Source organism: Stenotrophomonas sp. CASM110 (assembly GCF_049384345.1).
In the GTDB taxonomy this organism is placed as follows: Bacteria; Pseudomonadota; Gammaproteobacteria; order Xanthomonadales; family Xanthomonadaceae; genus Stenotrophomonas; species Stenotrophomonas muris.
This window is the reverse complement of the sequence record NZ_JBMRGI010000007.1, coordinates 57295-68876: the sequence shown is the minus strand read 5'-3', so window position 1 is coordinate 68876 and position 11582 is coordinate 57295. Positions and strand designations below refer to the sequence as shown.

The window sequence follows — 11582 nt, the reverse complement described above, 5'->3', positions numbered from 1 at the left end:
TCGCGCGCATGCTGGGGCCGGCCTTCGCCACCCTGGCAGCGCCGGTGCAGGCGCTGCATGGCGCGCCGTTGCCCTGCCGCTACGTGGGGCAGGCGCGCATCGTGCGGGGGCGGCACTGGCTGGTGCCGCTGCTGGCCACGTTGGCGCGGTTGCCGAAGGACGGCGACGCGCTGCCCACCGAAGTGGCGTTCAGTGCACGCGGGCAGGGCGAGCAGTGGGCGCGGCGGTTTGGCCGCTGGCCGATGGTGTCGCGGCTGTGGGCGCACGAAGGGCTTCTGCGCGAGCAGTTGGGCGCGGTGCGCTTCGAGTTCGCGTTGCAGGCCCGCGAGGGTGGCATCGACTGGTCGGTGCGGCGGGTCTGGGCGTTCGGGCTGCTGCCGCTGCCGACGCGTTGGTTTGTCGGTGTGCGCTGCCGTGAAGCCTGGCGCGGCGAGCGTTACACTTTCCTGGTCGATGTGACGCTGCCCTGGGCCGGAGCCCTGATCCGCTATGAAGGCTGGCTCGAACCACAGTGACGGCGCCGCCGGGACTGGCAGCGCGGTGATCGTGTTCGACGGCGTGTGCGCACTGTGCAACCGCTGGGTGCGCTTTCTGCTGCGTTTCGACCGCAAGGGGCGCTACCGTTTTGCGGCGATGCAGGGCGAGCGGGGGAGTGCGCTGCTGCGTTCGCACGGGTTGGACCCGCAGGACCCCGCGTCGTTCCTGCTGCTGGACGCGCAGGGCGCCTGGATCGATACCGATGCCATCCTGCGCGTACTGGCCGGGCTGGACGGCGCCTGGCGCCTGACCGGCGTGCTGCGGATGGTGCCGCGCGGCTGGCGTGATGCCGCGTATCGCGCGCTGGCGCGCAACCGCTACCGATGGTTCGGGCGGAACGACGCCTGTCATCTGCCCGCACCGGAGCAGGCAGCGCGATTCCTGGATTGAAGAAAAAGGGGACGGAGGGGATTAAGTCGTTTGTGCACAAACGACTTAATCCCCTCCGTCCCCTTTTTTCTCAGCCTTCCAGTGCGTCCAGGTAGCTGCGCCGCCAGTGGTTGATGTCGTAGGTGCGCAGGTGCTCCATCATGGCGTGCCAGCGCTCCTTGCGCTTGCGCAGCGACATCGTCGCCGCGGTGGCGATGGCGTCGGCAACGCCATCCAGGTCGTGCGGGTTCACCAGCAGTGCCTGCTTGAGTTCGTCGGCGGCGCCGGCCAGCAGCGACAGCACCAGCACGCCCGGGTCCTCCGGGTCCTGCGAGGCCACGTATTCCTTGGCCACCAGGTTCATGCCATCACGCAGCGGCGTGACCAGCCCCACCGCCGCTGCACGGTAGAAACCGGTGAGGGTGGCATGGGTGAAGTTCTGGTTGACGTAGCGCAGCGGCGTCCAGTCCGGCTCGGCGTGGCCGCCGTTGATGTGGCCGGCGATCTGCTCCAGCTGGCTGCGCAGCTGCCGGTACTCGGTGACATCACCGCGCGAGACGGGGGCGATCTGCAGGTAGGTCAGCGACCCGCGCTGGTCGGGATGGCGCTCAAGATACCGTTCAAAGCCGAGGAAGCGCTCGGGCAGGCCCTTGGAATAATCCAGGCGATCAACGCCGATCGCCAGTTGGCGATCACGCAGGCTCGCGCGCAGGTTCTTTACGGCGGCCTTGGTGGCGGCGGTACCGGCCTGGCGCGCGATCAGCTCGGTGTCGATGCCGATCGGGAACGCCGCCGCGCGGAAACGACGCCCGCCCGGTGCCTCCAGCTCGCCGTTGGCGAGTACCCGACCGCCGCCGAACAGGCGCAGGTAGGTCTGGAAGCGATCGGCATCGCGCTGGGTCTGGAAGCCCACCAGGTCATACGCGTAGAGCGCGGAGAACAGCCGCAGGTGGTCGGGCATCGCCTGCAGCAGGTCGGCCGAGGGCATCGGGATGTGCAGGAAGAAGCCGATGCGGCAGCCGATGCCACGCTCGCGCAGCAGTGCGCCAAGCGGGATCAGGTGATAGTCGTGGATCCAGACGATGTCATCCTCGCGAAGCAAGGGCGCGAGCTTGTCGGCGAACAGTGCGTTGACCTTGTGGTAGGTCTCGCGGGTGGCACGGTCGTAGTCGACCAGATCCAGGCGGAAGTGCAGCAGCGGCCACAGCGTGCGGTTGGCAAAGCCGTTGTAGTAGCCGTCCACCTCGCGCTTGCTCAGGTCCATGGTGACGTAGTCGATGTCACCGTCTTTCTGCCGGTGCAGCGTGCCGCTGCCGTCCTTTACCGTCTTGCCGCTCCAGCCGAACCACAGGCCGCCGCGTTCCTTCAGGGCGGCCAGCAGGCCGACCGCCAGGCCGCCGGCGCGGTTCTCGCCGGGTACGGCCACACGATTTGAAACCACCACCAGACGACTCACGATGCCTCCTGCCAGGACCGCGACAGGCGCATCGCGGCAGTGATCAGGCCGACGTGCGAATAGGTCTGCGGGAAATTGCCCCAGGCCTCGCCGCTGTCGAAGGCCAGATCCTCCGACAGCAGGCCCAGGTGGTTGCGCTGCTTCAGCAGCAGCTCGAACATCTCGCGCGCCTCGTCCATGCGCCCGATCGCCGCCAGCGCATCGATGTACCAGAACGTGCAGATGGTGAAGCTGGTCTCCGGCTCGCCGAAGTCATCCGGCGCGACATAGCGGTACAGCGAATTGCCATGCTTGAGGTCGCGGCCGATCGCATCGACGGTGGCGATGAAGCGGGCATCCATCGCATCGATGAAGCCGATGTCGGCCAGCAGCAGGAGCGAAGCGTCCAGGCGATGGCCGCCGAAGGTATCGGTGAAGTGGCCCAGTTCCTCATTCCAGGACTCGGCCATGATGCGCGCATGGATGGTGTCGGCGCGCTCGCGCCAGTAGTGTGCACGGTCATCGCGCTTCAGGCGCACGGCGATCTTGCACAGGCGGTCGCAGGCGGCCCAGCACATCGCGCTGGTGTAGGTGTGTACCTCGGTGCGGCCACGGAACTCCCACAGGCCCGCATCGGGCACGTCATGCAGGGCGAAGGCCTGTTCGCCCAGCGGTTCGAGGCGGGCGAATGTGTGCGCGTCGCCGGGATCCTGCAGGCGGCGGTCGAAGAACAGCTGCGTGGAGGCCAGCACCACGCTGCCGTAGACATCGTGCTGGCGCTGCACCCAGGCCAGGTTGCCGCGGCGTACCGGGCCCATGCCGCGGTAGCCGGACAGGCTGGGCACTTCGTCTTCGTCCAGCTTGGCTTCAAAGCCGATGCCATACAGCGGCTGCAGCGTGCCGTCGGTGGTGGCCAGGTTGAAGATGTAGCCGAGGAACTGTTCCATCGTGCGCGTTGCGCCGAGACGGTTCAGCGCCCGCACCACGAAAGCTGCGTCACGCAGCCAGCAGTAGCGGTAGTCCCAGTTGCGCACGCTGCCGGGTGCTTCTGGAATGGAAGTGGTCATTGCCGCGATGATCGCGCCGCTGTCCTCGTACTGGCACAGCTTCAACGTGATCGCACTGCGGATGACCGCGTCCTGCCACTCCAGTGGAATGGACAGGTAGCGCACCCATTCGCGCCAGTAGTCGCGGGTGCGCTGGAAGGCTTCCTGCACGTAGCCGCTGATCGACCGGTTGAGTGACTCATCCACGCCCAGGATCAGGTGGATGGGATGGTTGAGCACGAACGGCAGGCCGTCGCGCACGAAGCGCACCGGCACATCGGTGGTCAGCCGCAGCACGTGCTCCGGCAGGATCCAGCGCACATGGTTGCTGCCCCAGGTCGACTCTGGCACGCGTGCGCCCCAGTCGGCCAGCGGGCGCGCACGCACGGTGATGCGCGGGCTGCCAGCCAGCGGACGCACCTGGCGGATCAGGCTGACCGGCCGGTAGAAGCGGTCGTTCTGCCGCCAGCGGGGGGCGAAATCCAGGATTTCCAGTTCGCCGCCGTGCGCGTCGCGGAGCACCGTGCGCAGGATCGCCGTGTTGGTGAGGTATTCCTGCTCGCTGCTGGCGAAGTCTTCCAGCTCGATGGCGAAGTCGCCACCGGTCTGCTGGTTGGGGCCGAGCAGCGCACAGAAGGTAGGGTCGCCGTCGAAGGTGGGCAGGCAGCTCCAGACAACGCGGGCACGTTTGTCGACCAGGGCGCCGAAGCTGCCGTTGCCGACCACGCCCAGATCAAGATCGGGTTGGGTCATCACGCGGTACATCTCGGTTGCGGCCGTGGGGGGTGGCCGGGTCAATAGGCATTCTCACGCAGCCAGGCGTGCACGCTGCGTATGTCGGGCAGCGCGAACACCGCCGCGCTGGGTTCACGTTCACCCACCAGCACGCTCCAGCCATGCTGGCTGTTGGCGGCATCGAAGCCGAATTCATCGGTGAGGTCGTCACCGAGAAACACCGGCAGGCGGCCGCGGAAGGGCAGGTACTGCATCATCCGGCGCACGGCACGGCCCTTGTCGGTGCCGACGGGCACGAACTCGACCACATGGTCGCCGGGTTGCAGGCGGTAACTGGCGCGGCCCCGCACGTGGCGATCGGCGAAGGCGCGCACATCACTTGCCGCGTGCGGCGCACCGCGCCAATGCAGGGCCAGGCCGACGCCCTTGTCTTCCACCAGCACGCCGGGATGGCCGTGGGCAAAGCGCATCGCCTGCTGGTGCAGCGCGTGCAGCCACTCGGCGGTGTCGTCGTCGTGTTCGTCGCGCAGCACACGACCATCCTCGCCGCGCAGTTCGTGCCCATGCAGGCCGGCGGCAGGCAGCTGGAGGGGAGCGAACAGCTGGTCCAGCTGTTCAAGCGGTCGGCCACTGACCAGTGCCACGGCGCCTTCCAGGCGGTCACTGATGCGGCCGATGGCTTCGCGCACATCCGGCAGGAGCTGCACGGCATCCGGTCGTGCCGCGAATTCGATGAGGGTGCCATCGACATCGAGGAACAACGCACAGGCGTCGTCCAGCAATGGCGGTGGCGGACGCAGGGGGAGCGGTTCAGCCATGACGACCAGCCTGCCAGCCTGGGCGTGTACGTGGGGTCGAGGGCAGGCTGCGGATCAGCTTCGGTGGGTGCCGACCGTTGGTCGGCACGGCAGGTCAGCCTGCATCCAGCCCAAACAGCGCGGACCAACGGTCCGCACCCACCCAAAGCAGATCCGCACCCGGATCACGAAGTTGCCGGCCAGCGGCCGGCACTACCGTGTCGTGCGGACCACGGTCCGCACCCACCCAATGCGATCAGAACGTATAGCGGACGCGGCCGTAGTAGTACGCGCCGTTGCTGCCGATCGGCGACAGCACGTCGTACGGCAGGTTGCCGAAGTAGTGGATATCGCTGTTGGATCGATCCGGGTAGTTGTCGGTCAGGTTCTGGCCGCCGATGGCCACGCTCCATTGCGGGGTAATGCGGTACTCGACTTCGGCATCCAGCTGCCATTCGGCCTGGTAGGTCTGGCGCGGGATGTAGCCATCACCGAAGTTGAACACCCGGGTGGCGCTGCCGTAACGGTTCACGCGGGTGCTCAGCGACCAGTGGTCGTTGCTCCAGGCGGCCGAGAAGCTGCCACGCGTGCGCGGGGTGGCATCGGTCAGGGTGTTGGTCTCCTCGATGCCGAACAGTACGTAGTCCGGGTTCAGCGCGCGCAGCTGCGCCGGCGTGGCCAGCACATTCTTCAGCGTGGTCTTGGTGTAGGCGTAGGTGCCGGTCAGCAGCAGCTGGCCATCGCCCAGCGACTGCCGCCAGTTGCTTACCAGCTCGGCGCCACGGGTGCGGGTATCGGCGGCATTGACGAAGAAGCTGGCGCTCTGCAGGCCACTGACGCCGTAGCTGGCGGCCACGTAATCGGTCAGCGCATCGCCGGTGATGCTCTCCGACAGCGCGATGCGGTCGTCGATATCGATCTGGAAGAAGTCCAGCGACAGGTCGAAATGCTCGCCGATGCGGCTGGTGAAGCCCAGCGAGGTGTTGATCGACTTCTCCGGCTTCAGGTTCTGCGCACCCAGGCCACGCGCGATCGGATTGTTGACCGACAGCAGCCGGCCCTGCACCAGCTGGCCGCCGGCGTTGTAGCCGGTGGAGGTGGATTCGTAGCCGATCTGCGCCAGCGACGGAGCGCGGAAATTGTTGGAGATGGCACCGCGCAGTGCGAACGCCGGGGTGAATTCGTAGCGCAGGCCGAGCTTGCCGGTCAGTTCGCCGCCAAAGTCGTCGTTGTGCTCGTAGCGCGCGGCCAGGTCGGTGGAGAACTTCTCGCCGAACTGGCTGGACAGGCTGGCATAGGCGCTGGCCACGTCGCGCGACAGGGTGGCGGCGTCCTGTGGGGTCAGGCCGCCACCGGCCTGCGAGCCGGTCGGGCGGTCGGTGTACGGGCCCGCCGCATAGCTGGCCGGGTCGCCGGGGCGGGTCTGGTAGCGCTCATGGCGCGCTTCCACGCCCAGGCCCAGCGTGTGGCTGATGCTGTCGCTCTGGGTGAACACGCGGCTCAGATCGAGGTTGCCCACGGCCTGCGCGTACTCGTAGTCGGCGGTCTTGAAGCGGGTCGGGCTGGTCGGGCCCAGCGATGCGTTGAGCGAATCACGCAGGCGGTAGGTGAAGTCGTTCTGGCCGTAATCCAGGCTGCTGTCGTAGCTCCACTCGCCCCACTGGCCGCGCACGCCGGCCACGGCCTGTACGTCGCGGTTCTCGCCTTCGGAGATCGGTCGGTAGCCGTTCGGATAGACCTGCTTCCAGTTGGCATCGCCATCGGGATAGCGGAAGTAGTTGGCGCCTTCGGTATCGCGCTGGTTGAAGGTGCCGAACGCGTAGAACGTCGAGGTCTGGCCCACCGGAATCTCGGTGTTCAGCCACAGGTTGATGTCCTTGCTCTTGCCATCGCCCAGCACGTAGTTGCGCTTGCCCTGCAGCGCCAGGTTGTCCGGCGTCTGGTCCCACGGCGGAATCTGGTCGAAGCCGGCGCGGTTGGTGCCGTTGCGGTGCTTGTATTCCAGGCCGACGCGCAGGAAGCCGCCGTCCTCGCCCAGCGAAGTACCGACCTTGGCGCTGATGTTGCCGGTCTGGCCGTCGGTGAGGGTGCGGCCGATCGGCTTGAGGTCGGTGTGGTTGGCACCGTAGCTGGCCTCGATCTCGCCACCGTCGCCGCCGTTGTCGAGGATCACGTTGATCACGCCGGCCACGGCGTCCGATCCGTAAAGCGCACCGGCACCATCGCGCAGCACTTCGATGCGCTTGATCGCGCTGACCGGGATCGCATTGAAATCGACCGGGGTGGTGCCCTTGCCGATCTTGCTGTCGGTGTTGACCAGTGCGGTGTGGTGGCGGCGCTTGCCGTTGACCAGCACCAGCACCTGGTCGGGGGACAGGCCACGCAACTGTGCGGCGCGCACGTGGTCGGCGCCACCGGAGTTGGATTGGCGCGGGAAGTTGAACGACGGCAGCAGCGCCTGCAGCGCGCTGCCCAGTTCACCGTTGACCACGCCGGCCTTGCGGATGTCCTCGGCGGTGAGCACATCCACCGGCGAGGTGGATTCGAGCACGGTGCGGTCGGCGGCGCGGGTGCCGGTGACGATCACGGTGTCCAGGTTGGTGGCGTCCTGGGCCAGGACCGGGACGGCAGCGGAGGAAAGCACGAGGGCGATGGCGAGGCCGAGCGGCGACGCGGGCAGGCGGGCGGACATGGGGGCTCCAGCAACAACGACGACGGGGAAGGGGGAGATAGTTTCACTTACATCCATCCGGATGAAGCGATATATTATCTTCGCGTGATGGCCGGTGCCGATGCAAGTCCCTGCCGGTCCGGCATGAGCTGATGCCCGGTTGGCATCAGCACGCCGGGCCAGTGGCGCTGTACGCTGCCGGCTCGCCCTGTTCCCCTTCCCCGGAGCTGTACCGATGAAACACCTTGGCCTCGTCTTCGCCGTGCTGCTGGCCACCAGTGGCTGCGCCAGCCTCTCTTCGCAGGCGCCCAGCGCCTATGCCACGGCCACCACCGCCGAACTGAAGGGCGATGCCGCGCGTCCGTCCGCCGGCCACGGCTGGGTGCGCAGCGAGCTGTACTTCGGCGTAGGCGAAGAGCAGGGCGCCGGCAACCGCCCGCAGGCCGATACCATCAGCGACGCGCAGTGGCGCGCCTTCCTTGACAAGGAAGTAACGCCGCGCTTCCCGGACGGCCTGACCGTGTTTGATGCCTACGGCCAGTGGCTGTTCCGCGGCGATGCCGCGCCCAACCGCCTGCGCACCAAGGTGCTGGTGGTGCTGCACGAGGACACCCCGCAGCGCCGCGCCGACATCGAGGCGATCCGCCTGGCGTGGAAGCAGCAGACCAAACATCAATCGGTGCTGTGGTCGCGGCAGCCGGTCGAGGTATCGTTCTGAGTTGAAGGTGCCGCCGCGGTGCTGCAGGGAGCAATGATGAACTACAGGGAATGCCTGCTGGGCCTGGCATTGGCAGGCGTACTGGCACCGACGGCGCAGGCGGGTGGGGACGACGGCGAAACGCTGCGCTTCCAAGTGGCCGCGCACGTGCAGGCGCACGCCGATCCCCAGCAGGACGGCAGCATCGCGGTGCAGCTGTCACCGTCAGGCAAGCGCCAGACGCTTGAGGGCGCGGCCGATGCCGACGGCAATTCGCGATGGTCGCTCGAGGATGTCGATTTCGATGGCTACCCGGAACTGGTCGCGCGCGCCTCGGTGGGCATGGTCAACGAAGCGGTGACGGTGTACCGCTTCGATCCGGCCAGTGCCGGGTTCCGCGCGCTGCAGGCCGATACCCACGGCAAGGACAGTTGCGGTGACCTGATGGGGCTGACGGTCGACCGTCCGAGCCGCACGCTGACCAGCAGCTGCCGCAGCGGCCCGATGTGGTACACCGACCAGTACCGGTTTGCAGGCGCGAAGCTCTATCTGTACCGCGCCGAGAGCGTGCTGATGCTGGGCGATACGTTGAACGCCGCGCTGCAGTGGGAACAGACCGGCGAGCAGGGCCCGCTTGCCGTCTGGCGCACCTATGATGCCGCCGGCCGGGTGCTGGAAAGTGCCATCGCCGATGGCCTGGGTGCACCGCCGGATGGACCGTTGCGTGGCCAGCAGGCCACCGTGGTACCCGCGCGGCTGTTCCTGTTCGATCGACCCGGCGCATCCAGCACCAGGCGTTACCTGGTGCAGGGAGACCGCGTGGAGATGCTGGATGAACAGGATGGCTGGGTGAAGCTGCGCTACCGCAACCCGAAGGAGGGCGCGGTGGAGGGCTGGATCAACGTCAACGATTGACTCGATCTCCGCCGGTAGTTTGCCTATCGAGGTGATGTGCGCCTTGCCCACGGAGGCATCACTTCTTCGGGTCTAGCCTCGGATGCTCTCCCCTCGAGGATGTATCCGATGAGCAAGCGCGTTGCCGAGATCGTTGTCGATACCCTGCAGCAGGCGGGCGTCCGCCGCTGTTACGGCATCGTTGGCGATACCTTGAATCACGTCACCGATGCCCTGCACCGCAGTGAAATCGACTGGGTACATGTACGCCACGAAGAAGTGGCCGCCTTCGCTGCCGGCGCCGATTCGCTGGTGAGCGGCGAGTTGACCGCCTGTGCGGGTTCTTGCGGTCCCGGTGGCCTGCACTTCATCAACGGCGTCTTCGAGAGCAATCGCAACCGTGCACCGATGGTACTGATCGCCAGCCAGGTGGTGACCAGTGAGCTGGGCATGGAATTTCCGCAGGAAGTGGACTTCAAGGCGGTGTATGCCAGTTGTTCGGTGTTCTGCGAGCAGGTGCACAGCCCGGAGCAGGCGCGGCGCGTCGTGGCCCTGGCCTGCCAGGCCGCGATCAGCCGCCGTGGCGTGGCGGTGGTGATCCTGCCGGCCGACATCAGCCAGGCCGAGGTGAAGCACGATGTGCCGTTCTCGGTTCACTACACCCAGCCGGTGCTGCGCCCGTCCGATGCCGAGCTGCAGCGCATCACCGAACTGCTGGGGCAGGGCAAGCGCATCGGCATCTATGCCGGTGCCGGTTGCCAGGGCGCACACGCGCAGCTGCTGGAGCTGGCCCGGCGCCTGCAGGCGCCCATCGCGCATACCTCGCGCGCCAAGGATTTCGTCGAGCCGGACAACCCGTACAACATGGGCATGACCGGCATCTTCGGCATCGAATCCGGCTTCCACACGCTGATGGAGTGCGACACGCTGCTGCTGCTCGGCGCCGATTTCGCCTGGGGCCAGTTCTACCCGGACAAGGCCACGATCATCCAGGTCGACCGCGATGGCAGTCACCTCGGCCGCCGCCACCCGGTGAGCCTTGGCGTGGTCGGTGACATCGCACCGACGCTGGACGCGCTGCTGCCGATGCTGCCGCCGCGCCAGGACAGCAGTTTCCTGGACGAGTGCATCGGGCGTCGCGACAAGGCGCTGAAGAAGCGCGAACAGGAAGAACAGCCGGGCGAGGGTGAATTGATCCACCCGCAGCATCTGACGGCATTGCTGTCGAGGCATGCCAGCGACGATGCGCTGTTCACCGCCGACGGGGGTTCGCCGATGGTGTGGGTGCTGCGCCATATCCGCGTCAACGGCCGCCGCCGCACGCTGACCAGCCTGCTGCACGGCACGATGGCCAACGCGATGCCGCAGGCGCTGGGCCTGCAGAAGGCCTTCCCCGGCCGGCAGGTGATCTCGCTGTCCGGTGATGGTGGCCTGGCGATGCTGCTGGGTGACCTGCTCACGGCAGTGCAGGAGAACCTGCCGATCAAGGTGGTGGTGTTCAACAATGGTTCGCTGAACTTCGTCGAGCTGGAGCAGAAGGTGGAGGGCCTGCTGGACAACTACACCGACCTGAAGAACCCGGACTTCGGCCGCCTGGCCGAGGTCATCGGCTTCCACGGCCGCACGGTGACCCGCAGCGAGGATCTGGAAGAGGCGGTGCTGGATTTGCTGTCCCAGCGCGGCCCGGCGCTGCTGGACGTGCATACCAGCCGCGCGGAGCTGGTGATGCCGCCGCAGATCGAGGCCAAGCAGGTGGCCGGTACGGCGTTGTACGCGGCCAAGGCAGTGTTGAACGGCCGCTTCGACGACGTGAAGCATCTGCTGGTGGACAACTTCCTGAAGAAGTAGAGGGTTGGTCGATGCAGGGCTGCGCCCTGCACCCGCGGTAGTGCCGGCCGCTGGCCGGCCACTCAGAAGCAACGGCGGCCATCCGTGTGGTAGGTGTCGACCTTGGTCGACACGGTAGATCCACGCCATGCGTGGATGAACGAACGAATGATCGAAATAATCTTCTGTAGAGCCGAGCCATGCTCGGCTCAGAGCCTTCGCGTACAGCGGGCGAGCATGGGCTCGGCACTGCAGCGAGAGCCTGCCTTGGCTTTGGATCTTTTGATCTTCTTCCGTGGCTGCCGCGCGCAGGAAACTGTCAGGGGTCGGTCGGGTGGGCTGCGCAGGACCGTTGGCGCCATGGATGGCGCCATCGAGCCCCCGTGGGTGAGGGCGCTTTGCTTGCGAAGCACTGCTTCGCAAGGCCCGAACGCACAGCCGCCAGCGGCTGGGCCGGTCTGGGGATTTACGGCGTGTCCTGCGCAGCCCCCCCGACCGGCCGAACTCGCAATGCCAGTCGACTAACAGTCGACTCTACCCGCGACCAGCCACGAGGGGCCCCGCCGTTGGCTGG

At 66.9% G+C, this 11582-nt stretch carries 9 protein-coding genes; 5 read left to right on the top strand and 4 right to left on the bottom strand.

Annotation, left to right across the window (positions count from 1 at the left end):
* Positions 1-8: 8 nt before the first annotated feature.
* A complete protein-coding gene (locus VG561_RS07665) occupies positions 9-515 on the top strand; it encodes a DUF4166 domain-containing protein (RefSeq protein WP_423179515.1) in 507 nt (168 codons plus the stop codon).
* Positions 490-927: a thiol-disulfide oxidoreductase DCC family protein gene (locus VG561_RS07660; RefSeq protein ID WP_423179514.1), complete on the top strand. Its 438-nt coding sequence runs from the start codon at positions 490-492 to the stop codon at positions 925-927. The genes VG561_RS07665 and VG561_RS07660 overlap by 26 nt, the downstream gene beginning before the upstream one ends.
* 70 nt (positions 928-997) lie before the next feature.
* On the opposite strand, the gene otsA is transcribed toward VG561_RS07660, so the two are convergent.
* The 4 genes from otsA to VG561_RS07640 all read right to left on the bottom strand — a co-directional run bounded on the left by otsA (position 998) and on the right by VG561_RS07640 (position 7611).
* Positions 998-2362, bottom strand: a complete 1365-nt coding sequence (gene otsA, locus VG561_RS07655; protein WP_014648191.1) for an alpha,alpha-trehalose-phosphate synthase (UDP-forming) — start codon at positions 2360-2362, stop codon at positions 998-1000.
* Complete coding sequence (locus VG561_RS07650; protein WP_032960733.1) at positions 2359-4140, bottom strand: glycoside hydrolase family 15 protein; 1782 nt, start codon at positions 4138-4140, stop codon at positions 2359-2361. Before VG561_RS07650 ends, otsA begins: the two co-directional genes overlap by 4 nt.
* A 41-nt stretch (positions 4141-4181) precedes the next feature.
* Entirely contained in the window at positions 4182-4940 is a 759-nt protein-coding gene (otsB, locus tag VG561_RS07645; protein ID WP_014648189.1) for a trehalose-phosphatase, read from the bottom strand.
* Between the two features lie 235 nt (positions 4941-5175).
* On the bottom strand, positions 5176-7611 hold the full coding sequence (locus tag VG561_RS07640; protein ID WP_423179513.1) for a TonB-dependent receptor plug domain-containing protein: 2436 nt from the start codon (positions 7609-7611) through the stop codon (positions 5176-5178).
* 214 nt (positions 7612-7825) lie between these two features.
* On the opposite strand from VG561_RS07640, the gene VG561_RS07635 reads away from it, so the two are divergent.
* The 3 genes from VG561_RS07635 to VG561_RS07625 all read left to right on the top strand — a co-directional run bounded on the left by VG561_RS07635 (position 7826) and on the right by VG561_RS07625 (position 11029).
* Positions 7826-8308: a DUF3574 domain-containing protein gene (locus tag VG561_RS07635; RefSeq protein WP_423179512.1), complete on the top strand. Its 483-nt coding sequence runs from the start codon at positions 7826-7828 to the stop codon at positions 8306-8308.
* 36 nt (positions 8309-8344) lie between these two features.
* On the top strand, positions 8345-9202 hold the full coding sequence (locus VG561_RS07630; protein ID WP_164077435.1) for an SH3 domain-containing protein: 858 nt from the start codon (positions 8345-8347) through the stop codon (positions 9200-9202).
* Positions 9203-9310: 108 nt separating this feature from the next.
* Complete coding sequence (locus VG561_RS07625) at positions 9311-11029, top strand: thiamine pyrophosphate-dependent enzyme (RefSeq protein ID WP_423179511.1); 1719 nt, start codon at positions 9311-9313, stop codon at positions 11027-11029.
* Positions 11030-11582: the final 553 nt, after the last annotated feature.